This window comes from Streptomyces sp. NPDC059009, from assembly GCF_042740175.1.
Lineage (GTDB): Bacteria > Actinomycetota > Actinomycetes > Streptomycetales > Streptomycetaceae > Streptomyces.
Genome location: NZ_JBHYJB010000010.1, coordinates 105,705 through 128,799, shown reverse-complemented (window position 1 = coordinate 128,799; position 23,095 = coordinate 105,705). Strand labels below are relative to the sequence as shown.

The 23,095-nt window shown below is 71.6% G+C and carries 20 protein-coding genes and 1 pseudogene; 9 read left to right on the top strand and 12 right to left on the bottom strand.

Annotated features, from left to right (window positions below; genetic code table 11):
* Window positions 1-467: 467 nt before the first annotated feature.
* Window positions 468-1,025 carry a hypothetical protein gene (locus ACFWYM_RS12510; protein ID WP_384834262.1) on the bottom strand — a complete coding sequence of 186 codons (558 nt, stop codon included), beginning with the start codon at window positions 1,023-1,025 and terminating at the stop codon, window positions 468-470.
* A 587-nt stretch (window positions 1,026-1,612) separates the two neighbouring features.
* On the opposite strand from ACFWYM_RS12510, the gene ACFWYM_RS12505 reads away from it, so the two are divergent.
* The gene (locus tag ACFWYM_RS12505; RefSeq protein WP_384834259.1) at window positions 1,613-1,771 is read left to right on the top strand and encodes a hypothetical protein; all 159 of its coding nucleotides are present in this window, start codon (window positions 1,613-1,615) and stop codon (window positions 1,769-1,771) included.
* On the opposite strand, the gene ACFWYM_RS12500 is transcribed toward ACFWYM_RS12505, so the two are convergent.
* Complete coding sequence (locus ACFWYM_RS12500) at window positions 1,755-3,278, bottom strand: recombinase family protein (protein WP_384834256.1); 1,524 nt, start codon at window positions 3,276-3,278, stop codon at window positions 1,755-1,757. The two genes, ACFWYM_RS12505 and ACFWYM_RS12500, sit on opposite strands and share 17 nt — an antisense overlap.
* A 62-nt stretch (window positions 3,279-3,340) precedes the next feature.
* Window positions 3,341-3,481 (bottom strand): annotated as a pseudogene (locus ACFWYM_RS12495) (TetR/AcrR family transcriptional regulator); the annotation flags it as partial.
* 182 nt (window positions 3,482-3,663) lie between these two features.
* On the opposite strand from ACFWYM_RS12495, the gene ACFWYM_RS12490 reads away from it, so the two are divergent.
* The 3 genes from ACFWYM_RS12490 to ACFWYM_RS12480 are packed head-to-tail and all read left to right on the top strand — an operon-like array spanning window position 3,664 to window position 7,330.
* Entirely contained in the window at window positions 3,664-3,966 is a 303-nt protein-coding gene (locus ACFWYM_RS12490; protein ID WP_384834253.1) for an SHOCT domain-containing protein, read from the top strand.
* Entirely contained in the window at window positions 3,963-4,763 is an 801-nt protein-coding gene (locus tag ACFWYM_RS12485) for an ABC transporter ATP-binding protein (RefSeq protein ID WP_384834250.1), read from the top strand. The genes ACFWYM_RS12490 and ACFWYM_RS12485 overlap by 4 nt, the downstream gene beginning before the upstream one ends.
* On the top strand, window positions 4,760-7,330 hold the full coding sequence (locus ACFWYM_RS12480; RefSeq protein WP_384834247.1) for an ABC transporter permease: 2,571 nt from the start codon (window positions 4,760-4,762) through the stop codon (window positions 7,328-7,330). The genes ACFWYM_RS12485 and ACFWYM_RS12480 overlap by 4 nt, the downstream gene beginning before the upstream one ends.
* A 62-nt stretch (window positions 7,331-7,392) precedes the next feature.
* Here ACFWYM_RS12480 and ACFWYM_RS12475 read toward each other — a convergent pair whose 3' ends face one another.
* Together ACFWYM_RS12475 and ACFWYM_RS12470 are read right to left on the bottom strand one after the other, a co-directional pair.
* Window positions 7,393-7,869, bottom strand: a complete 477-nt coding sequence (locus ACFWYM_RS12475; protein WP_384834244.1) for an ATP-binding protein — start codon at window positions 7,867-7,869, stop codon at window positions 7,393-7,395.
* Window positions 7,870-8,109: 240 nt separating this feature from the next.
* A complete protein-coding gene (locus ACFWYM_RS12470) occupies window positions 8,110-8,445 on the bottom strand; it encodes a hypothetical protein (RefSeq protein ID WP_384834241.1) in 336 nt (111 codons plus the stop codon).
* A gap of 355 nt (window positions 8,446-8,800) precedes the next feature.
* Between ACFWYM_RS12470 and ACFWYM_RS12465 the strand changes: the two genes are divergently transcribed.
* A complete protein-coding gene (locus tag ACFWYM_RS12465) occupies window positions 8,801-9,898 on the top strand; it encodes a PLP-dependent cysteine synthase family protein (RefSeq protein WP_384834686.1) in 1,098 nt (365 codons plus the stop codon).
* Between the two features lies 1 nt (window position 9,899).
* Here ACFWYM_RS12465 and ACFWYM_RS12460 read toward each other — a convergent pair whose 3' ends face one another.
* The gene (locus ACFWYM_RS12460; RefSeq protein WP_384834238.1) at window positions 9,900-10,397 is read right to left on the bottom strand and encodes an SRPBCC family protein; all 498 of its coding nucleotides are present in this window, start codon (window positions 10,395-10,397) and stop codon (window positions 9,900-9,902) included.
* 65 nt (window positions 10,398-10,462) lie between these two features.
* Entirely contained in the window at window positions 10,463-11,326 is an 864-nt protein-coding gene (locus ACFWYM_RS12455) for a DeoR/GlpR family DNA-binding transcription regulator (protein WP_384834235.1), read from the bottom strand.
* Between the two features lie 403 nt (window positions 11,327-11,729).
* Between ACFWYM_RS12455 and ACFWYM_RS12450 the strand changes: the two genes are divergently transcribed.
* Window positions 11,730-14,081, top strand: a complete 2,352-nt coding sequence (locus ACFWYM_RS12450) for a hypothetical protein (protein ID WP_384834683.1) — start codon at window positions 11,730-11,732, stop codon at window positions 14,079-14,081.
* Here ACFWYM_RS12450 and ACFWYM_RS12445 read toward each other — a convergent pair.
* From ACFWYM_RS12445 to ACFWYM_RS12430, 4 genes are all read right to left on the bottom strand, one after another.
* On the bottom strand, window positions 14,041-16,455 hold the full coding sequence (locus tag ACFWYM_RS12445; RefSeq protein WP_384834232.1) for a right-handed parallel beta-helix repeat-containing protein: 2,415 nt from the start codon (window positions 16,453-16,455) through the stop codon (window positions 14,041-14,043). The two genes, ACFWYM_RS12450 and ACFWYM_RS12445, sit on opposite strands and share 41 nt — an antisense overlap.
* Window positions 16,456-16,642: 187 nt before the next feature.
* Window positions 16,643-17,248, bottom strand: coding sequence for a hypothetical protein (locus ACFWYM_RS12440; protein ID WP_384834229.1), 606 nt, complete (start codon window positions 17,246-17,248; stop codon window positions 16,643-16,645).
* A gap of 86 nt (window positions 17,249-17,334) precedes the next feature.
* Complete coding sequence (locus tag ACFWYM_RS12435; RefSeq protein ID WP_384834227.1) at window positions 17,335-18,159, bottom strand: MOSC domain-containing protein; 825 nt, start codon at window positions 18,157-18,159, stop codon at window positions 17,335-17,337.
* Window positions 18,160-18,212: 53 nt separating this feature from the next.
* The gene (locus tag ACFWYM_RS12430; protein WP_384834224.1) at window positions 18,213-18,653 is read right to left on the bottom strand and encodes a DUF6643 family protein; all 441 of its coding nucleotides are present in this window, start codon (window positions 18,651-18,653) and stop codon (window positions 18,213-18,215) included.
* 327 nt (window positions 18,654-18,980) lie between these two features.
* Here ACFWYM_RS12430 and ACFWYM_RS12425 point away from each other — a divergent pair, with 327 nt between their 5' ends.
* Window positions 18,981-20,318 carry a TerD family protein gene (locus tag ACFWYM_RS12425; RefSeq protein WP_384834221.1) on the top strand — a complete coding sequence of 446 codons (1,338 nt, stop codon included), beginning with the start codon at window positions 18,981-18,983 and terminating at the stop codon, window positions 20,316-20,318.
* A 22-nt stretch (window positions 20,319-20,340) separates the two neighbouring features.
* Here ACFWYM_RS12425 and ACFWYM_RS12420 read toward each other — a convergent pair whose 3' ends face one another.
* Window positions 20,341-21,567: a glycosyltransferase gene (locus tag ACFWYM_RS12420; protein WP_384834218.1), complete on the bottom strand. Its 1,227-nt coding sequence runs from the start codon at window positions 21,565-21,567 to the stop codon at window positions 20,341-20,343.
* 58 nt (window positions 21,568-21,625) lie between these two features.
* Here ACFWYM_RS12420 and ACFWYM_RS12415 point away from each other — a divergent pair, with 58 nt between their 5' ends.
* Window positions 21,626-22,423, top strand: coding sequence for a glutamate racemase (locus ACFWYM_RS12415; protein WP_384834215.1), 798 nt, complete (start codon window positions 21,626-21,628; stop codon window positions 22,421-22,423).
* Between the two features lie 93 nt (window positions 22,424-22,516).
* Complete coding sequence (locus tag ACFWYM_RS12410; RefSeq protein WP_384834212.1) at window positions 22,517-23,065, top strand: hypothetical protein; 549 nt, start codon at window positions 22,517-22,519, stop codon at window positions 23,063-23,065.
* The last annotated feature ends 30 nt before the right edge of the window (window positions 23,066-23,095 follow it).

Below are 23,095 nucleotides of genomic sequence, written 5' to 3'. Positions count from 1 at the left end.
GACGGCGGGAGGGCATGCCGGGTCTCCCTGATCCCGGGTCCTACGTCCAGAGTCATGACGGCCGCGGACCCGCGAATCCGTGTGAGCCACGGGAGACCAAAGATCAGGTAGCACAAGCGAAACAGAAACGTTCTGACGTGCGTGCGCTGTGATCACCCTGGGTCGCCCGTCCCATCAAACGGTGTTGGTGATCACGGCGCGCGCACGATCAGAAGCCCCGGAGACGGCATGGCCGTGTCCTTCGATGGAGCCCCGGGGCGCGAGGAGAGACCCGGACCCTGTCGCTCCGTCATGTCTCGGCTATCGAGGGCGAGGGAGCATCGTGCCAGCCGGAACCGCAGACGGCGAAGATGACGATGAGAGAGAGACATGGGCGCGGGCCATGGTCCGCGACCTACCGGCCATGAGCCGCACTGACGTTGAAGACCTGGAATCCATCCATGTGGTGATCCACGGCGAAGAGCCGCTCACAGCCGAGGCACGGAGAGAATCAGCCTAGGAGGGGAGATCCTCTTCCGTACCTCGGTGGCAGAGTCCACGGACGATCCAGGAGTGACGAACATCTGGAAGCCGCGCCACACCTTGCGGAGATCGGCGTATCGCGCCGCGGGTGCGGCGGACTGCCATCCCGTAGCGATACGGCCAGCGGTCTCGTCATCCAGGTCGGGGACCGGCACCGTGTCGAGCTGCGTCAGCACTGCCCGCGCGGATGTGATCGCTTCGTCCAGTTCGGCTACCGCCTCCGCATGCTGGTCAATAGAGATCACCCCGTTGGTGAGCCGCTGGTCCCAGTACGATCTGATCTTCTCGCGCTCTGAGATCTCTTCCAGGTAGGGCTCCCGCTTCGCTCGATGATCGGCCTGAATTTTTCTGATCAAGGCGAGCTGCTGAGGGTCCGTCAGGCGCTGGAGCGTCATAGCGGAGATCTCGGCATCTAGAACCCGCTGGTCAGCGATCGTTCGCCCGCACCCGCCGCCGTCTCTGGACGACCGATAGTGGTGGCGGGGCTCGTCGTCGGAGTACACCGCCCCGCGCTGATGGACGGTGGCGGTCAGATGCCCGCCGCAGGCGGCGCAGCGGATAGGGGAGTCTCTGCCGCTGCACAGGTAGGGATCATCATGGGGGCGCCCTGGTCGGCGTGAGGGCTGCGCAGGCGGCACGGATGATCCTCCCGGGTGAGGGATCTTGAAGGATGCGCGCGAGCGACCATAGCTCTACATGTCTTTCACTGCACTACCGATTGACACATTGATCCAGAGGGCGGCAAGCCAAACGTCGCTTCCTGGTCGTTGATCGTGCGCCAGGTTGCGAGTGGGACCGCATGGTGTCCGGTGGTGACCGCGTGCCATGCGTCGTCGGCTGTCGCCGCACGCGCGTAACTGTCCCGCATGCGAGGGCCATGCCGATAAGGCTAGCTCTGGCCAGAGGTATACGTACCTGTCGGGTGTTGAAATTTTCAGTAACTCTTTCCTGCTCACATCCCGTTCTGACCAGGGGAGATGCTGCGGCACATGGGTCAGGAGCATGCGGGCATTTCATTCATGACGGCGCTCTTCGTGGGCTCTGTGAAATCAACAACCGCCGGTATCGCGCATGCTGCTAGGGGGATCGCATGGACTCCAGCGAAGACGGCACAGATCGTGATTACAGAGAGAGGCTTAGCCGGATGCTCGCGCAGTTCCCGCCTATATCGGCTGAGGCGCGGCAGAGGCTCGTCAAGGTGTATGTGTCGATAGAGGAAGGAGAGTCCGAGGTCAGGGAATCTGCCTAGGGTCTGGCCGCATCCTGTCCAGTACGTCAGTGTCCAGGGATGAGCCAGGTACTACGTAGAAGGGGCGCTCTTCGAAAGCCCGTATGAACATCGCGCGTTGCCCTTTGGGCCCTGCCGACTCCCATTTCCGCAGCACTGATTCCCGGGACTCGATCTCTGGTGGCGCAGCCAAGACTTCGCCGATCTCATCCAGCTTCGCCCTCTGGGCCTTGATCTTCGAGTTGAGGTCGGAGACGAGGAAGGTGTGACGGTCAATCGTCATGTCCTCCGCCCCTTCGTTGAGTTGCTTGTCCCAGTGATCGCGAATGCGCGTCAAGCGCACGATTTCCTTTTCGTAGGGCGTGCGCTCCTGCTGCCTCTGCTCCCTCTGGCGCCTTAACTCTTCGGCGCTTTCGGAGCTGGACAGTTCCTCGATCACGGCGTCACGTACGTGACCGTCCAGGACGTACCGATCCGCGATCGTCTTGCCGCATCCGCCCGCCGTCTTGTCGCACAGGTAGGTGCGCTTCACTTCGTCGCGGCCCGGGTACGTGAGGCCGTGCGAGCTTCGCCGCTGCGTGAGGACGGTAGAACAGTTCCAGCAGCGCATGGGCACCTTGCCGGTGCACAGGAAGACCTGAGTCGGTGGGCGCCCGCGGCGGGACGAGATGAGCATGAGTAACTCCTGATGGTTCACCGGATCGAGGATAGGTTCGCCGGGCAACCGGCCGACCAGCTCTTTGCCGAGCCGCGAATACCCCGCCATGCGCGGGGACTTCATGGCGCCCTGAAGCCCGTTCTCCGTCCAGGGGGCACCCGTACACGCGCAGTCATACCGGCGCAGCTGATACGCGGTCAGTAATTCTTTGATCTCGGTGCACTCTTTGGTGTGCCGGATCGCGGTGGAGTAGATCCCATTTCGGGTCAGGTACTCAACCGCTTCTTTCCAGGTCTGGCCCTTGACGCGAATCATCTGGTCGACTTCACGGATGTGCGGGCGCTCCGACTCGCGCACCGTCGTGCCGTCGTCCTCGAAGCCGAAGGCCCGGTACCGGCCGCGCTTGCCTTCGCCGTTGATGGCGCGCTGGCGGTTGCCGCGTGAGACCTTTTCGGAGAGGCGCGAGCTGTACGTCTCGGCAGCGATGGCCTGTTTGTAGAAGGCGTCCCGCCCGCTGGTCGTCGTGAGATCAAACTCCATATCGGAGTCGAAGACCTTGAATCCGAGCTTCGCGAGATCGACGATGCGGACAGCGTCTTTGACCTGACGGAGGAACCGTTCAAGGTCGAAGATCACGACCCCGTCCGACTCGCCGGAGGCGTGCCGCGCGATCAGCCGGTGCCAGTCCTTGCGGTGCACTTCAGGGTTCCATGCCGACTTGCCTTGGTCATCGAGACGTTCGCCAAGGGTGGCGCCAAGATCCCTGATGCGCTGCTCATTTGAGGCGTGCTGACCGGTGACGGACAAGCGTCGCTTGTCGCCGCGTCGGCTTTCCCTGGCATAGCTGTCCAGGACGAGAGGCCGTTTCATGGCCGAGGAGCGTAGCCCTGACGGTCTGGGGCTGTGGTGCTTTGGGGCAGAAACTACGTCAAGTTCTGGTACATGCTGCCCTGCCCGGCCCCCGCGCGCTGCTGGATCGCCTTGGGGCTCGTGCCCACGTAGCCGCGCTCCCAGAGGAGCTCGCGGGTGGACTCGATCAGTCGCTCCGGAGTGGTCATGAACGCACTGTACATACTAGTAGGTACAGAGGTCCAGGTGGCGGGGGAGCGGCGGCCGGGAAGTAGCCGCACCCGCCTCCCGTACTCCCCGGGAGGTACACCCACTGCCGCTGGCCGTACGACGACTTCGACCCCCTCTCGGAGCGAGTCTCGAGGCAGCACAGGACAGCGAACCGCTACCGAGGAGATGACCTCAGATGAACACCCTGGCGCAGCAATGGAACGGCGGCCCCGGACCGTGGATCCTGCTCTTCCCGCTGATCTGGGCGGCCGTCGTGGTCGGCGTCGTGACGCTGCTGCGGCGCACCGTGTGGCGGGGGCGGCGCGGGCCCTGGAGGAGTGCCGGTGTCGACGAGAAGTCGCCGATCGCCGTGCTCGGCCACCGGTTCGCCGCCGGTGAGATCGACGAGGACGAGTACTGGCGCCGGCTCACCGTCCTGAACGAGGAGTTCGGCCGCCACGCCCACGAGGGCCGTGGCCGCAAGGGCGGTGCGGCATGAGCACCATGACCGGCACGGGAGTGCGCACCGCCGCCCGGGTCACCGACGCCGTGAAGGTCTACGGCTCCGGGGACACGGCCGTACGGGCCCTGGACGGGGTGAGCGTCGGCTTTCCGGCCGGACGGTTCACCGCGATCATGGGCCCGTCGGGCTCGGGCAAGTCGACCCTGATGCACTGCGCGGCGGGCCTGGACACGCTGACGTCGGGCGCCGCGCACATCGGGGACACCGAGCTCGGCGCCCTGGACGACCGGCGGCTCACGCTGCTGCGGCGCGACCGCATCGGCTTCGTCTTCCAGGCGTTCAACCTGGTGCCCACGCTGACCGTCGCCGAGAACATCACGCTGCCGATGGACCTGGCGGGCGCGCGCGGCGACGCCGCGTCCGCGGAGTGGATCGACGCCCTCGTGGACGTCGTGGGCCTGCGCGACCGGCTGCACCACCGGCCGTCCGAGCTCTCCGGCGGACAGCAGCAACGCGTCGCCGTGGCACGGGCGTTCGCCGGGCAGCCCGACGTCGTCTTCGCCGACGAACCCACCGGCAACCTCGACTCGCGCTCCGGCGAGGAGGTCCTCGGCCTGCTCGGGCGGGCCGTGCGCCAGATGCAGCGCACCGTCGTCATGGTCACCCACGACCCGGTGGCCGCCGCCCACGCGGACGAGGTCGTCTTCCTCGCCGACGGGCGCCTGGTCGACCGCATGGCCGCCCCGACGGCCGACAAGGTCCTGGACCGCATGAAGGCGTTCGACGGGGCCGCCGAGCCGGCCTCGCGCGCACAAGGAGGCGACACGTCATGAGCTCCCTCGGCGCCACCACCCGCATCAGCCTCGCCTCGCTGCGCGGCCACAAGCGGCGCTTCGCGGGCACCTTCCTGGCCGTGCTGCTGGGCGTCGCCTTCCTGGCGGGCACCCTCGTCATGGGCGACACCCTGCGCGCCAGCTTCGACACGATGTTCGGCAATGCCACCAGCGGCACCGACGCCGTCGTCCGCAGCGCCGACACCATCACCGCGTCCGGCGAGACCCAGGGCGTGCGCCGGCCGGTCCCCACCGACCTGGTGGGCACGCTGGAGAAGGTGCCCGGCGTCGCCGCCGTCGCGCCCAGCATCCAGGGCGCGGGCCAGCTCGTCGGCAAGAACGGCAAGCCGATCGGCGGCGAGGGCCCGCCCACCCTCGCGGGCAACTGGATCGACGACAAGGACCTGAACCCGTATCAACTCGTGGAAGGGCGCGCCCCGTCGAGGTCCGGCGAGGTCGTCATCAACCGCGGCGCGGCCAAGACCGGCGACCTGAAGACCGGTGACACGACGACGCTGCGCACCCCCGACCCGGTCAAGGTCACCGTCGTGGGCCTCGCGACCTTCGGCGGCGAGGACGGCATGGCGCAGACCACCTTCACCGGCATGACCCGCGCCGACGCCGAGAAGTACCTGACCGCGAAGCCCGGCGAGGCCGCCACCATCCAGGTGCGTGCCGGTCCCGGTGCCAGCCAGCAGGAGCTCGTCGACGCCCTGAAGTCCGTACTCCCCAAGGGAGTTGAGGCCATCACCGGTGAGGCGTCGGCCGCGGAGAACACCGACAACATCTCCGGCCAGTTCCTCACCCTCTTCACCAGCTTCCTCCTGGTCTTCTCCGGAGTGGCGCTGCTCGTCGCCACGTTCTCCATCCACAACACCTTCGCGATCGTCGTCGCCCAGCGCACCCGCGAGAACGCCCTGCTGCGCGCGCTCGGCGCCGCCCGCCGCCAGGTCACCACGGCCACCCTGGTCGAGGCCACCGCGGTCGCCGTGGCCGCCTCCGTGGTGGGGCTCGCGGGCGGCATCGGCATCGCGGCCGGGCTGCAGGCGCTCTTCCCCGCCATCGGATTCCCCTTCCCCGAGGGCGACTTGGTGATCAGCCCGCTGTCGATGCTGCTGCCGCTCGCGGTCGGGATCGTGGTCTGCCTCTGCTCGGCGGTCGTGCCCGCGCTGCGCGCCGGACGCACCGCTCCGCTCGCCGCCCTGCGCGAGACGGCCGTCGACCACTCCGGTGCCTCGCGGCGGCGCGCGGTCCTCGGCGGTGCGCTCGCGCTCGCCGCGGTCGGCCTCGCCCTGACCGGTGTGCTGGCGACCCCGTCGGTGTGGCTGGCCGGGGCCGGGGGAGTGCTCGCCCTCGTCGCCTTCGTGGTGCTCGGCCCGGTGGCGTCCTCCCGGGCGGTACGCATCCTCGGCGGGCCGCTCGACCGGCTGCGCGGCGTCACCGGCGGGCTCGCCCGGCGCAACGCGCTGCGCAGCCCCAAGCGGACCGCGGCCACCGCCAGTGCCCTGATGATCGGCGTCGCCGTCGTCTCGCTCTTCACCGTCTTCGGCGCCTCCCTGAAGGCCACCATGGACCAGACGGTCGCGCGCTCCTTCGCGGGCGACATCGCGGTGAGCACCCCGTCGTTCGGCGCGGGCGGCAGCGGGCTCAGCCCCGAGCTGGCCCCCGCCGTCGCGAAGAGCCCCGAGGTGGCGACCGCCGTCGGGCTCGGCCGGGGCGTGGCCGAAGTCGACGGCAAGGGAAGGGCGTTGACCGTCACCGACCCGACGCTGCTCGCCAAGTCCTTCGACCTCGGCAGGGTCGACGGCTCCATGGACCAGCTCGGTGACGACGGCATCGCGATCACCCGCAGCGAAGCCGACAAGCAGCACCTGAAGGTCGGCGACACGGCCCGACTCGCCTTCACCGACGGCAAGAAGAAGCCCTTCACGGTCCGCGCCGTCTACGGGCAGTCCGAGCTCGCGGGCGACTACGTCATCACCCGCGCGGCCTGGGCGCCGCACCGCACCCAGGACGCCGACACCCTCGTCTCGGTCACCTTCAAGGACGGCGTGAGCACCGACGACGGCAAGGCCGCGGTCAAGAAGATCGCGGCGACGTACGGGAATCCCGAGGTGCAGACGCGCGGCGAGTACGCGCAGTCCTCGGCGAGCGGCATCGACATGATGCTCACCCTCGTCTACGCGCTGCTCGCCCTCGCCGTGGTCATCGCGCTCCTCGGCATCGCCAACACGCTCACCCTCGCCGTCCACGAACGCACCCGCGAACTCGGCCTGCTGCGCGCCGTCGGACAGACCCGGGCGCAGCTGCGGGCCATGGTGCGCTGGGAGTCGGTCCTGGTCGCGGCGTTCGGCACGGCGGGCGGCCTGGCCCTCGGCGGCTTCCTCGGCTGGGTCCTGGTCAAGGCGTCGGACGGCACGACCGCCACCGCCTTCGCGTTCGCGGTGCCGCCGGTCCAGCTCACCGTGGTCGCCCTGGTGGGCCTGGCCGCGGGCGCCCTGGCGGGGATTCGCCCGGCGCGCCGGGCCGCTCGCCTGGACGTCCTTGGGGCCATCGCGACCGAATGACGTCCGCGCGGGCGCACAGGGGTCGTCCGCGCGGACTTGAAAGAGAGCGGGTCACCGCCCGGTCAGCCGGCAACGGCCGACCGGGCGGGAGCGTATTCCGCGGCCGCTCCGTACACCGGGTACGCGGGCAGGGCCACGGCGGGGGAGGGGGCCGGCAGCGAGAACCAGACGATCTTCCCGGCGTCGCCCTGCGGGCGCACCCCCCAGCTCGCGCTCACCGCGGCGACCATGGCGAGCCCGCGCCCACTCGTGGCGAAGGGCTCCGCGTCGCGCACCACGGGCAGGTGGGGGTCGTGGTCGTGGACGGAGATGGTGAGCCGGTCCAGGAGGAGCTCGATCTCCACGGTGCACACCTTGTCGGGCTCGGCGTGCCGGTGGACGTTGGTCAACAGCTCGGTCACGCCTAGGGCGGCGTGGTCTATCAAGGGATCGAGATGCCAGTAGCGCAACTGCGCAGAGACGATTCTGCGGACCTGGCCGATCCGCGACGGCAGGGCTTGGAGCTCTACCGTGCAATGCCTGCTCGGCTGGCTGATCACGGCTGCGACTCCCCGAATTGAGGTCCGGAAGAAGACGAAGAGCGGATCCAGCAGCTGTCGCCGTCGGGGGTGGTGAGCGCGACCGCCTGCTGTCTGACCGGCGGGCTGGTTCGCAGCGTCATCGCCGGTAAACCCAGAGTGATGTGACACCAGAGTGACTCAGGGGGTGCGGGCGTGCAACTCGCACCAGGGCACCACGCGGAGGGACAGGGGGGCAGTGCCGGTCGTGCGGATCAGGCCCTAGGCCCGCGGCCGGTGCCCGGCGGCGGCGCGCACCGCCTCGATGAACCTGCGGGCCGAGGGCGGTCCGGGCTCCCCGGGAGCGGGGTCCTGCTCGCCGAGGGTGAGGCGGTAGCGCGTGCCGTTGACATCGACGGCGGCGAGGGCGCGGTCGTCGGAGGAGAACCACGGCTTCCCGGCGCGCACCGCCTGCACCGGGGCGCTGTCGATCTCGCTGCCGTAACTGGTCAGCAACTGCAGCCTGCCGTCGCTGATCCGGACCTGACCGGCCCGGGTCAGGGAGCGCAGCCGCCGTCCGATCCGCACGCCCGTGGCCGTGAACTCCGGCTCCGCCATGTCGCTCCGCCCCCTAGTGCCTGAATCGGACCGTCCCTGCGGACGATACCCATGTCCCGTGCGGTGCAGTCTGCACGCACCCGGGCTCGAGCACCAGTGCGCACGACGGGCGTTGTGCCAGGCAAGGGGCCCTTGCGGCCGGAACCCGACACCCGCACGAGGTGTCCCGCGGCCCTGCTCCGACTGGCCCCGCCAGGCACTCCTTTGGGACCCCCAAAGGCATGTTTATGCAGGTGAGAAGGGTGCGGAAGGTGTTTATGATCGAGGCGTCCGGCCAGTTCCACCGGGGGTCGGCACGACGCGAAGGAGCCCCGCGGTGAGCACGACACAGCAGCAGCATCAGGCCGACGGCGCGATGGCCACACTGGACGTCGACCGCAGCGACGTCGCGTACCGGACATGGCTCAAAGAGGCCGTGCGCAAGGTGCAGGCGGACTCCAACCGCTCGGCCGACACCCACCTCCTGCGCTTCCCGCTGCCCGAGGAGTGGGGGATCGACCTGTACCTGAAGGACGAGTCGACGCACCCCACCGGCAGCCTCAAGCACCGCCTCGCCCGCTCGCTGTTCCTGTACGGGCTCTGCAACGGCTGGATCCGGCCCGACGCCCCGGTGATCGAGGCGTCCAGCGGCTCGACGGCCGTCTCCGAGGCGTACTTCGCGAAGCTGATCGGCGTGCCCTTCATCGCGGTGATGCCCCGCACGACCAGCGCCGAGAAGTGCCGCCTGATCGAATTCCACGGCGGCCAGTGCCACTTCGTGGACGACTCGCGCATGATGTACGAGGAGGCGGCCAGGCTCGCCGTCGACTCCGGCGGCCACTACATGGACCAGTTCACCTACGCGGAGCGGGCCACGGACTGGCGCGGCAACAACAACATCGCCGAATCGATGTACCAGCAGCTGAAGTTGGAGCGCTACCCCGAGCCCGCGTGGATCGTCGCGACGGCCGGGACCGGCGGCACCTCGGCGACCATCGCGCGCTATGTGCACTACATGCAGCACGACACCCGCATCTGCGTCGCCGACCCGGAGAACTCCTGTTTCTTCGACGGCTGGGTCAACCACGACCCGGACGCCACAAGCGACTGCGGCTCCCGCATCGAGGGCATCGGCCGCCCCCGCATGGAGCCCAGCTTCGTGCCCGGCGCCGTCGACCGCATGATGAAGGTCCCGGACGCGGCGAGCGTCGCGGCCGTACGCGCCCTGGAGCAGGCCATCGGCCGCAAGGCGGGCGGCTCGACCGGCACCGGCCTGTGGAGCGCCCTGAAGATCGTCGCGGAGATGGTGGCGGCGGGCCGCACCGGCAGCGTCGTGACCCTCATCTGCGACCCGGGCGACCGCTATCTGGACAAGTACTACTCGGACGCGTGGCTGGCCGAGCAGGGCCTGGACATCACCCCGTACGCGCAGACGATCGACACGCTCCTGGCCACCGGCGCCTGGCCCGAGTGAGTCAACCGCGGTCGGTGGAGCGGGAGTCGGCGGCCGCGAGCCGCCGGTCCAGCGCGGTGACCGCGTCCCTGAAGGAGCGCCCGAGACCGGCGCGGGCCAGCTTCACGGCGAGGCGGAACGGCGCCGGGCCGTCGGCCGCGAAGGTCCACTGCACCCGGGTGCCGGTCGCGGCCGGGGTGAGGCGCCACTCCTCCAACAGGGCCCGCATGCCAGGGGCGTTGGTCTCGTCGACCCGGTAGGCGTACACCGCCGGATCCTCGGCGGCCATGATCGTCTCCTGGAAGCGCACACCGCCCTTGAGCCGGATCTCCCGGCCCGCGCCCTCCCTGGTGGGCCGGGCCACGGCGACCGAGGTGAACCATGCGGGCCACTCCGTCACGTCCAGGGCGAGCGCCCGGTAGACGGCCCCGGGGGGTGCGGCCACCTCACGGGCGAAGACCAGACGCAGGGGAGCGGACTCGATGAAGTCGAGCCCCACCGGGCGCAGTCGGCGTGCCATGGAACCCATCTCCCCAGCGGAATCGGGTGGTTGACCGGGCAGGGGTCACCATAGCTGAGGGTCCGTCAGATGTCTTCAGGGGCCTCGGGGTCGACGGCGCCCGCCGACTCGATGAAGCCGTCCTCGCCGGTGATCACCAGCTGGCGCAGCTGCTCGGAGATCTCGACGCGCGCCTGCGCGGGCAGCCCCGCGTCCGTCACCAGGGTGTCCACCTGGTCCAGGGTGGCGAACGAACTCAGGCCCACCGTCCCCCACTTGGTGTGGTCGGCGACCACCACCACGCGCCGCGCGGACTGCACCAGGCGGCGGTTGGTCTCCGCCTCCGCGAGGTTCGGCGTGGAGAGCCCGGCCTCCGTCGATATGCCGTGCACCCCGAGGAAGAGGACGTCGAAGTGGAGCGCCCCGATGGCCTGGTCCGCCACCGGCCCGACCAGCGAGTCCGACGGGGTGCGCACGCCGCCGGTCAGCACGACCGTGGCGGCGCCCTGGCGCTGGCCCGCGCTGCGCTGCGCGGAGTGGAAGACGTCCGCCACGCGCACCGAGTTGGTCACCACCGTCAGGTCCGGCACGTCCAGGAGGTGCTGTGCGAGCGCGTACGTCGTCGTGCCGCCGGACAGCGCGATCGCCGTGCCCGGGCTCACCAGGGTGGCCGCGGTGCGCGCGATGTCCTCCTTGGCACTCAGCTCCAGGCCCGACTTCGCCTCGAAGCCCGGCTCGTGCGTGCTGGCCTCGACCACCGGGACCGCGCCGCCGTGCACCTTCTCCAGGACTCCCTGGCGGGCGAGGGCGTCCAGGTCGCGGCGGACCGTCATGTCCGACACACCCAGTTTCCGGGTGAGTTCATTGACGCGGACCCCGCCGCGGCGGCGCACCTCGTCCAGGATCAGGGCGCGGCGCTGCTCGGCGAGGAGGTTCTGATTCTCGCTCACGTCAGGTCCGGCCCCTCTGCCTCGTACTGTCCCGTTCTGCCTCGTCACGCCCTCGCGCTCGTCACGCCCGTCGCGGAAGGCAGCTTCATCCTCGCACGGGCCGCCGACGTGCGGACCACCGCCCGGAGTCGATCCGACACGGAACGGGGAGATTACGTGACGAGGGGTGCGCCCAGGGCCGGGAGCCGAGATCCTTGGAGTCCTCGTCACACGCCTCTCGGGGGAAGCAGCAGTGAAGCGTGCCGCAGCGGACCAGTCCGCCACAGCGAACACCACGGCCGAGCCCGGCCCCCTCACCGCACCGGAACAGGCGCCCGGCGCCCCGCGCGCGGGGACACCGGACCAGGCGGCGATCGCCCTGGAGCTGCTGGTCCACGGAGTCGGGGGCACCACATCCGAGGAGATGCTCGGCGACCCCAGGACCGTGCGGATCTCCGGCGACGAGACGGCGGCCGTCTTCCGCCGCACCGAGGACGCCGACGCCGAGCAGCGGCCCGGGGACTACGAGGGCAAGCCCGTCCCGGAGGCGTACGTCTGGTGCAACCTCACCTCCGGCAACGGCGCCCGCGCCCTGTGGCTGCTCCTGCTGCCCTTCATGGTCGTCAACCTCGCCCACTGGATGCGCCCCACCTCACGACGGCGCCGGCGCACCGTCCGCGTCTACGGCCTCCTGGTGCGCCTGACCGGGCTCACCCTCACCGTGCTGCTCGTCGCCGCCGCCTGCGAGGTCGCGCTCGACCTGGTGGCCTGGCAGTGCGCGGGCGCCCCCGACTGCTCCCGCGACCGCTCCTGGCTCGGCTTCCTGACGACCGCCGACGGCAGCGGCGGCTGGTGGACCCAGCCGGGCCGCCGCCTCGCGCTCGCCGCCCTCGTCCCCGCCGGGCTCACCGGACTGCTCTGGTACCTCTCGCAGCGCACCTGGAGCGCGTACGAGTCCGTGCAGCCGCTGCCCCACCAGCCCGACCCCGAGGAGGAGACCAGCCGCACCGCGCTCGCCAGGCCCGGCTTCTGGTACGGGCGCCGGCTGGTCGCCCGGCTGCGCGCCGCCCACACCGCCGCGGGCTTCCTCACCGTCGCCGCGGCCGTCGGCTCCACGGCCGCCCGCCACGACCGGCACGACGCGGGCCCCGCCCTCCTGGACGCCCTGGGCCGGGCGCTGGACACAACGTACGTACTGGGCGCGGCCTTTGTGGTCTGGGTGGTGTGCCGCAGGGGCCGCAGCGAGAACCGCCTCGACCGCACCCTCGACAACACCCTGATCCGCTGGCTGCCCCTGGCCGCCCTCTCGCTGCTGGCCCTCACGCTCGTGTACGCGGGCTGGTCGCGCCCCGACTGGACGTCCGAGGGCCGGCTGCCGGGCAACGCCACCTTCGGGGGCATCGCCCTCGTCCAGGGCCTCCTCGTCGTCGCCCTCGCCGTGGCCGCCGTACTCCTGCAGCGCACCGCGCCCGACCGGCGCACCGCCATCAAGGGACTCGGCGGACCGGCCACGGCGATGCTGGCCTGCGCGCTCGGCGGCGTGATGTCCGGCGGCGGCGCCCAGCGCGTCGCCGACTGGCTCGACGGCGCGCACGGCTCGATCGACGGGCCGCCCGTCCTGCTCACCTGGCAGGCATCGGTGATCCCCCCGCTGCTGGCCGTCGTCGCCGGGCTCTGCGCCTTCCTCGGCGTCCGCACCTGGCAGCGCAAGAAGGAAGAACTCGCCTTCGTGGTGCGCGACTACGAGGGGGAGCGCGAGGACAAGGAGCGCACCCGGCGCATCGCGGGCACCCGCGCGCGGGCCCTGCTCACCGACCGCGTGCCCCTTCTGGTCGGCGTCATCTCCGCCGTGACCCTGCTGCTGGGCGCAGGAGCCCTCGTGGGCGCCTGGATCAGCGACAAGGTCCCCGGACGGGCCGCGCGCCACGCGCCCGACGTCGTCGAGGGCGCGGCCCAGACCTCGCAGGCGCTCGGCTCCTGGATGATCGGCTTCGGGTTCATACTGTTCGTCACCTGGGCCCGGCGCGCCTACAAGGACCCCTCGGCCCGCCGCACCATCGGCATCCTCTGGGACGTCGGTACCTTCTGGCCGCGCGCCGCCCACCCCTTCGCCCCGCCCTGCTACGCGGAGCGCGCCGTGCCCGACCTCACCTGGCGCATGCACACCTGGACCCGCACGACCGGCGGCCGCCTCGTCCTGTCCGGCCACTCCCAGGGCAGCGTGCTGGCCGCGGCCGCCGTCTGGCAGTTGCGCCCCTCCGTGCGCAAGCGGGTCGCCCTGCTGACCTACGGCTCCCCGCTGGAGCGCCTCTACGGCCGCTGGTTCCCCGCCCACTTCGGACCCGCCGCCCTCACCGCGCTGCACCGCGAGGCCGCCTGCTGGCGCAACCTCTACCGCACCACCGACCCCATCGGCGGCCCCGTCCGTCTCTCCGGCGACTGCGGCCCCCAGGTCGACTGCGCCCCGCTCAAGGACCCCCTCGCCTACGGCCGCACCGAACAACACCCGCTGCCCGCACCGATCCTGGGCCACGGCGAGTACCAGGCCGACCCCGCCTTCGACGAGGAGCGGGCCCACCTCCTTGCCCGCCTCAAGCCGGGCGTGCCCGCACCGCGCGAGGCGACGCCACCGGAGCCCGGGCAACAGGGGTCCGCGCAACCAGGGCCCGGACAGCCGGGGCCCGGACAGCCGGGGCCCGCGCAACCGGAGCCCGGACAGCCGGGGCCCGGCGCGGCTACGGAAGGTCCGGCAGATCCTCCGGGAACAGCAGGGTGAGGTCGTCCGTGCTCGGCTCGTCGAGCTGGGCGACCCGCCCCGCGTGCCGCTCCACCATGGCCTCGAAGGTCTGCCGCGCGGTGCGGCCGTTGCCGAACGCGGGGCCCTTCGGGATCGCCGTGAAGTACTTCAGGAGCGCCTCGCCCGCACCCGTCCCGAGGCGGTACTCGTGCTCGTCGGCCTGCTGCTCCACGATGCGCAGGAGCTCCTCGGGGGCGTAGTCGCCGAAGGTGATGGTCCGTGAGAAACGGGACGCCACACCGGGGTTGACCGACAGGAAGCGCCGCATCTCCTCGGTGTAGCCCGCGACGATCACCACCACCGCGTCCCGCTGGTCCTCCATCAGCTTCACCAGCGTGTCGATGGCCTCGCGCCCGAAGTCCCGCCCCGAGTCCTCCGGCGAGAGCGCGTACGCCTCGTCGATGAACAGGACGCCGCCGTGGGCGCGTTGGAACGCCTCCTGGGTGCGGATGGCCGTCGAGCCGATGTGCTCGCCCACCAGGTCGACCCGGGACACCTCGACGAGATGGCCCTTCTCCAGGACACCGAGCGAGGCGAGGATCTCCCCGTAGAGGCGCGCCACCGTCGTCTTGCCCGTGCCGGGGGAGCCGGTGAACACCAAGTGCCGCCGCGCGGAGGCCGCCTTGAGACCCGCCTGCTGCCGGCGCCGCCCCACCTCGATCATGTCGGTGAGGGCGCGCACCTCGCGCTTGACGCTCTCCAGGCCCACCAGCGTGTCGAGTTCACCCAGGACCTCCTTGGAGGAGCGCGTCTCCTGGGCGGGCGGCGCGGGCTCCTCGGGGGCCTGCCGGTCCAGGGCACGCTGGCCGGGGATGGAGCCGAGCAGGCCCGCCGTCTCCGTGGCCGTCTGCTGCGCCACGGGCTCCGCCGTCGCGGGCCGGACCCCGCCGCTCTCGTCGCTCGTGCAGTCCTCCACGAGCGGCCCGTCCTCGGAGAACTCGTAACCCCCGCGCGCACACCGCTCCGTACGGCACTTCTTCAGCGTCGTACGGCAGCCGTCGATGATGTGGAAGCCGTAGCCGGCGCTGTCCGTCACACGGCAGCCGTGCAGGGTGCCCCGGCCGTCCGCCGAGACATAGAACCCGGCCTCCGCGGCGCCCGTGACCGTGCATCGCTCGATCGTGGGATCGGCGCCCTTCGTGACGATCACGCCCGTCTGAATGCCCTCGAAGGTGCAGCTCGCGAGGGTGCCGCCGCTGCCGTGGTCGCGGAACCAGGCGCCGGTCGCGGCCTCGCGGACATGGCAGTCGTCGAGCTGCGCCGTCGCGCCGTCGCTCACCGAGACCGCCGTGTTGCGTACGTGGAAGAGCTTGCTGTCGACGACGTCGGCGCGCGAGCCGCGGTCCAGGACGAACAGGGCGTCCGGCACGTCGTGCACCGTGCAGGACTCCAGGACGGCGGTCGCCCCGTCGCTGACCCACACCGCCGGGTAGTCGCCCGTACTGTCGTGGATCTCGCACTGGTTGGCGTCCACGCGCGTGCCCGGGTCCCACACCGACAGGCCGTTGCGCCCGAACTGGCGGACCTTGGAACGGGTCAGCGTGAGCACCGAGCGGGAGCGCAGATCGACCGCGTTCTCCGGGATGTCGTGGATGCGGCAGTCCGCGAGGGTGAGCACCGCGTCCGTGTCGAGCGTGACGCCGTCGGCGGTCGTGCGGTGCACGGCGCAGTCCGTGAGGTGCGCCGAGGCCCGTGCGGTGATGTGCACGCCGGTGCCCTTGACCTCGTACACCTCACAGCCGATGGCTTCGAGCCCGGTGTGCTCGCCGGTCACTGAGAGGCCCGCGCCCGAGGCGTGGTGCACCCGGCAGCGCTCCAGGCGCGGATGCCCGCCGCCGCGCACCGAGACCCCCGACTGCCCGGCCGCGACGACCTCGCACTCCTCGAACAGGCCGCCCCCGCCGTCGAGTACGGCGATGCCGATGCCGCCGGGGTTGTCGACGGTGCAGCGGCGCACCGTCGGCCGGGCACCGCCGCGCACCTCGATCCCGACGGCCGAGCGCGTCACGATCCGCACGCCGGCGAGCTCCGGCGCCCCGTCCTCCACGAGCAGCGCGGGCGCCGCCGCGTCCTGCCCCTCCACGTGCAGGTCCTGCACGACGGCGGAGGCGCGCACCGTCAGGGGCACCCCGTCGACGGGCGCGATGCGCACCGAGCCGGGGGAGCCCTCCGGGCCGCGCAGCGTCACCGCGCGCTGCACGACGAGGTTCTCGCGGTAGGTGCCGGGGGTGACGGTGAGGACGTCCCCGTCGCTCGCGGCCTCCAGGGCGGCGGCCAGCGAGGCGTATTCGCCCGTGCGGCGCCGCCACCGCGAGGTACCCGTGTGCGTCACCTGGACCGTGCCCTGTGCCATGGAGTTGCTCTGCCCCCACCTCGTCGTACGCGGGACCTTGCCTCGTCCGGCGGGGGACTCGGGCAAGAAGCCGAAGAGTTCGGCCGGTCCACCGTAGCGCGCGCGGGGCGGGCGAGTTGACCCGATGGCCGGGCTCTCACCAGGTCACCCACGCATCCTCACGGAGTCACGAGGACATCGGGAACCGTCAGGAACCGGTGCCGGTGCGGCCCCAGTCCGGTCCGGCCTGCGCCCATGCCTGGTCCCAGCGCGCGTACCGCCGCCGGATCAGGCGCCACACGATCAGCCGCCTGGCCCCCTCGACCAGGCCCGTGGTCGCGGCGGCGGCGCCGAGGCCCGCGAGCGCGGCGTGCGTCGTCGCCGTCGGGGAGTCCAGGGGGCGGCCGACGATGCGGCCGTGCCGGTCGGTCCAGAGCTTGAACGGGTCGCCGGTGTGCGGGGACTTGAGGTCGGCGACGACCGTGCCGGAGTGGGAGGTGCCGTCCGGGCCCGTCCAGGCGGCGAGCACGCGGCTGTGCGCGTCCCGCCGGGTGGCCGTCTCGGGGTCCGGGTCCAGGGGTGGCTGGCGCACCTCGCGCACGACCGTCGCGGTGATCTGCTGCCGGGCCGCGCGCTGGTCGCGCACCGCCCGCTGCAGGGCGTTTCCCGTCAGGACCCCGGAGAGGATTCCGGCCAGAGGGACGGCGACGACGAGGAGCAGCAGGGCGACGAGCGCCACCCATGCCTCGACGCGGTCGGTCCCGCGGCGCAGCGGGTTGTGCCGCCAGCGCCAGAGTCCGGCGATTGCTCGCACAGTCCGCACCCCCTACGGCATTCTCGGCGACGCTCGACCTTTCTCAACGTCCGCACCACACGGAGGAGTTCCCTCACGGAGCCCAGCTATTCGAGGATCTCCAGCGGATCGCCGATTCTGATCGTTCCTGTCGCTTCGGGGACGAGATTCTGCCCGAAGACCAACTTGTCGCCGATGCGCCGGTGCCGGGCGAGCGACATCAGCGGTTCCTTGCCGCGCGCCGCCGATTCCTGGTCCGTGGTGGTCACGACGCAGCGGCCGCACATCTTGACGACGCGGAAGGTCAGCTCGCCGATGGCGATGCGAGTCCAGTCGTCCTCGGCCCACGGGTCCGTTCCGGACACGACCACATTCGGCCGGAAGCGGTTCATGGGCAGCGGGCCCTCGTGCGGATGACGGCCCTGTGCGATCAGGGCGTTGAGCGCGTCGAGCGAGGCCGTGGTGGTGATCAGGAGCGGAAAGCCGTCGGCGAAGCTGACGGTCTCGCCGGGCTCGGCGTACTCCGGGTCGACGGGACGGCGCCGCGCGGGGTCGTCGAGGTGCACGAGCCGGACGTCGGTCCCCAGATAGGCGCTGAACCAGGCGTGCGCCGCCGCGTCGGCGGGCACCGCGTCGACCTTGTCCCGCCAGACCTCCACCGGGACGGTGAGGAGGGGCTCGGGCACGGCGACGGTGAGCGGCTCCCGGCCGGGCGCGGACAGCCGGAGGCCGCCGCCGGGCAGTGCCTCGGCGGCGGCCAACGCGAGCCGCGGATGGGCTCGTTGCGTCAGAAAGCGCCCCGCGTCGTCGACCAGCAGCCAGCGTCTGTCCCCGGCGAGCCCCCAGGGCTCCACGACGGCCTCACGCGGTGCGTGCCCCCTGGCCGCCTTGAGGGGATAGAAGTGCAGCGACTCGACAACTGGACGTCCCATGGACTCATCCTGCCAGCAGTCACCGACAGGGGAGCCCGGAGCGGTCGCCCGCGTCAGTAGCCGCGGTACGGGCGGTTGTACGGGTCCTCGTAGGGCGCGGGCGCCGGGCGGGGCGCCGCGGGGCGCATCGCCTCGTAACCCGTGCCGGTCGCGGGCCGCTGCTGCTGTGGCCGCTGGGGCTGGGCGCCGGGGTAGCCGCGCGGGGCGGCCGCCTGCTGCGGGATGTAGGGCGCCGGGGCCTGCTGCAGCGGGGCCTGCGGACCCGGCGCATAGCCGTATCCGGCCGGCTGGGCCGGTGACGGGGCCGCGGGCAGCGCGGGCAGGGCCACGGGAAGGGCGGGCAGGTGGCTGCCCGTGTCGTACGCGGAGGGGACCCGGATCGGGGCGATCTGCGGGGTGCCGCGTTCAGCGACGAGCGAGTCGTAGATCGGGGTGTCCGGGAAGGACGGCGCGGAGTAGTAACCGCCGCCATAGGTGGAGCGGGGGGAGGTCATGCGTCATAAGTTAAGCCCACGATGTGCTGGTTGGGGAGACCGATAAGAGGGTTGTTTTGCGTGTCGACAGTGAACGCGGATCCCCAATGCGAACGAACCTGGCAAAAATCGGTCGCCCGCAGCCGTAGGGATCCTGTAAAAGCCACGCCCCCAACGGGTTACCGTCGGTCCTGCGGGAGTTGACCCGGGGGCTGCGCGGGGCTCCGGGCAGGGGGCTCGCGGGCCCGCTGCGGGCCTCTTCGTGCATCGGTTCGCGGCCCAGGTAATAGGTTGGGCATGGATCGGTCGATGGCCCACCAGGGCCCACACCTTGCGATGGGGGCGGACATGTCAATGCCTAAAGGATCGAATGTTCCCGTGCCCGCACCTGCGGTACGGGTCGAATTGGCATGGGGCTCCGGACCCGGAGTGCCCGACGCCGACGCTTCGGCGTTGTTGTTGAGCGCTTCCGGAAAGGTGCGTTCGGATGCCGACTTCGTCTTTTACAACCAGCCGCAGCACTCCTCCGGAGCGGTGCGGCACGAGGGCAAGCAGAACGCCGGGGGGCGCGTCACGGACACCCTCGCCGTGGACCTGGCGCGGGTGGAGGCCGACATCGACAAGGTCGTGCTCGCCGCGTCGTCGGACGGCGGGACGTTCGGGCAGGTGCCGGGGCTGAGCATCCGGGTCCTCGACGCCGCCGACGGCCGCGAGATCGCCCGCTACGACAGCGCCGACGCCACGGTCGAGACCGCCTTCGTGCTGGGGGAGCTGTACCGGCGCCAGGGGGCCTGGAAGTTCCGCGCGGTCGGACAGGGTTACGGCAGCGGGCTCGAAGGGCTCGCGACGGACTACGGCATCACGGTGGACGAGCCCGCCCAGGCCGCCCCGCCCCCGGCCGCTCCCGCTCCGCCGCAGGCCGCGCCCACCCCGCCCCCTGCTCCGATGCCCGCCTCGCCCCCGCCCCCGCCCCAGGCGCCCGCTCCCACCGGCCCTCCCGTGCCCGCGTCCGTCGCGCCCCCGCCGCCCGCCGCGGCCGCTCCTCCGGTGCGCCTGACGAAGGTCACGCTCACCAAGGAGGCCCCCGCGGTCTCCCTGACGAAGCAGGGCGGCACCTCCGGCGCGATGCGCGTGAACCTCAACTGGGAGGTGCGCAAGCAGTTCAAGGGGTGGGGCGCCAAGCTCGGCCGGGCCGTCGCCATGCACGCCGACCTCGACCTGGACCTGTGCGCGCTCTATGAACTCGCCGACGGCCGCAAGGGAGTGGTCCAGGCGCTCGGCAACGCCTTCGGGGCGTTCCACCAGCCGCCGTTCATGCAGCTCGACGCGGACGACCGCACGGGGGCGTCGGCCAGCGGCGAGAACCTCACCATCAACCTCGACCACGCGCAGGACTTCCGGCGCATCATCATCTTCGTGACCATCTACGAAGGCGCGCGCAGCTTCGCCGACCTGCACGCCACGGTCACGCTCATGCCTCAGCACGGCGCCCCCGTCGAGTTCTTCCTCGACGAGTGCACGGTGCCCTCCACGGTGTGCGCGCTCGCGCTCATCACCAACAACGGAGGGGACCTCGTCGTGCAGCGCGAGGCCCGCTACCTGGTGCCCGAGCGCGGGGTGAGCCCGCAGCGCACCATCGACTACGCGTACGGCTGGGGCATGAACTGGACGCCCGGCCGCAAGTGACGCCGCGGCGGGGGCGGTCGGATCAGGTCTGCTCCAGGTCGGGTCTGGCGTCGGGCCTGGCGTCGGACACGACATCGGGTCTGGCGTCGGGCTTCGCATACGTCCGGCCCTTCCAGGCTGCCCCCCGCCCCCGGTAGTGCTGCACCGCCGAGTCCACCGTCATCAGCAGGTACAGGAACGCGGTGCAGGGCAGCAGCGGCGCGAGCCACAGGGGCTGGCGGTAGTAGCGCAGCATCGGGACGTACGTCGCCGTCATCAGCAGCCAGGCGAGGCCGCCCGCCCCTGCCACCGCCGCGTTCCCGGCGGCCAGGCCCGCCACCAGGGCCACGGGCGGGACCAGATAGACGACGGCGAGCCCGGCGACCGTGCCGACGAGCAGCGCCGGGCTGTGCCGCAGCTGGGCGTAGGCGCTGCGGGACACCATCCGCCACAGGTCGGCCAGGCGCGGATAGGGCCGCACGCTGTCGACGCGGTCGGCGAGGCCGAGCCAGATGTGCCCACCGGAGCGCTTCACCGCGCGCGCGAGGGCGACGTCGTCGATGACCGCGTGCCGGATCGCGTCGGGCACCCGGGCCCGCACCGCCGCGTCCGTGCGCAGCAGCACACAGCCGCCCGCGGCCGCCGCGGTCCTGCCGCCCCTGCGCGCGATCCAGCGGAACGGATACAGCTGCGCGAAGAAGTACACGAACGCCGGGACGACCAGGCGCTCCCACCGGCTCACCACGCGCAGCCGGGCCATCAGCGAGACCAGGTCGTGGCCCCCGGCCCGGGCGGCGGCCACCAACTCCCGCATGCTGTCCGGCTCATGGGCGATGTCCGCGTCGGTGAGCAGCAGATACTCGGGCTCACGCGCGCGTGCCAGCCCGATGCCATGGCGGACCGCCCACAGCTTGCCCGTCCAGCCGGAAGGGGGCTCTCCGGGCGTCGTGACGGTCAGCGGGAGGCCGCCGTGGCGCGCGGCCAGGGAGCGGGCGAGCTCGCCGGTGCCGTCCGAACTGCCGTCGTCGACAAGGAAGATCTCGGCCCGCCCCGGATAGTCCTGGGCGAGCAAGGAGGGCAGGCTTTCGGCCAGCACCTCGGCCTCGTCGCGCGCGGGGACCACGACGCAGACGGCGGGCCACGTCGGCGGTTCCGCCGCTTGCGCGCGAGGTGGCAGCCGCAGGTCCGTACGCCAGAAGAAGCCCTGCCCCAACAGCAGCCACAGCCAGGCGAGAAGAGAAGCTGCGGCGATCCATACGACGGCGCTCATCCGCCGCAGTCTGCCCCACGCCGACGGGCCCGTGGGGGCGATCGGCTAGGGTGACCGGGTGAAGATCGCGCTCATGGACTCCGGTATCGGGCTGCTCGCAGCGGCGGCCGCGGTGCGTCGCCTGCGGCCCGGCGTGGATCTCGTTCTCTCCTCGGACCCGGACGGACTGCCGTGGGGGCCGCGCACGCCCGAGGACCTCGTCGAGCGCTCCCTCGCCGTCGCCGAGGCGGCCGCGAAGCACGGCCCGGACGCGCTGATCGTGGCCTGCAACACCTCGTCCGTGCACGCCCTGCCCGCGCTGCGCGCCCGCCTCGAGCCGGAGATCCCGGTCATCGGCACGGTCCCGGCGATCAAGCCCGCCGCGGCCGGCGGCGGCCCCGTCGCCATCTGGGCCACCCCCGCCACCACCGGCAGCCCCTACCAGCGCGGCCTCATCGAGGAGTTCGCGCCCGGCGTCGCCGTCACCGAGGTGCCGTGCCCCGGCCTCGCCGACGCCGTGCAGTACGCCGACGAGCAGGCCATCACGGACGCGATCAACGCCGCCGCGGCCCTCACCCCGACCGATGTAAGTACCGTCGTCCTGGGCTGCACCCATTACGAGCTGGTTGCGGAGCGTATTCGTTCAGCTGTCCAGCAGCCCGGTCGGCCGCCGCTCGTGCTGCACGGTTCGGCGGGCGCCGTGGCCGCCCAGGGGTTGCGCAGGGCCGCCGAGCGAGCCGGCGGGGACGGTGCCTCCGCTGTCGCCGAGGACGGCCGTCTCACCGTCATCCTCAGCGGACGCGAGGCCGAGCTGCCCGCGGCCGCCCTGAACTACGCCGAGGGCAGGCTCCTCGCGTCGGTCAGCCCCGCGCGCTGACGCACCCGCCGCCCCGCGCGCGGGGACCCCTCCGGAGCAGTGACTCTGTGCGACGCGGTGCCTTCACAGCGGAACGTGAGTAGTCTCTTGCCCATGAGGGACCACACCCACGGCGAGCACGGCGCCGCCGACTCCCTGCCCGAGATCTGGACCGGACGCGCGACGAACCGCGCCCAGTGGCTGCTCGCCGTGGCCGGTGCCGCCTGCATGGCGCTCGGCATCGAGCTGGCCGTGGACTCCGTGTGGACCTCCGGGATCGCGCCGCTCGTGATGTCCGTCGTGGGCTGCATCGCCGCCGGGCTGCTGATGCTCTACGGCACGCTGGCGTTCGTGCACGTCGCCGTGAAGGTCGACAAGGACTGCCTCGAGGTGCGCTGCGGCCACATGGGTCTGCCGCGCCGCCGCATCCCGCTCTCGCACGTCGTCGGCGCCGACTTCGCGCCCAGGGTCACCCCGCGCCAGTGGGGCGGCTGGGGCTACCGGTGGCGGCCCGAGAAGGGCACCGCCGTGGTGGTGCGGCGCGGCGAGGGCGTCGTGCTCAGCCTCGGCGACGGCCGGAAGTTCACCGTCACCGTCGACAACGCCGAGGCCGCGGTGCGCATCATCCGCGACCGGCTGCGGCTCGCCGGAACCGCCGCATAGCCACCCACCCCACACGCTGCCACGAAGCGG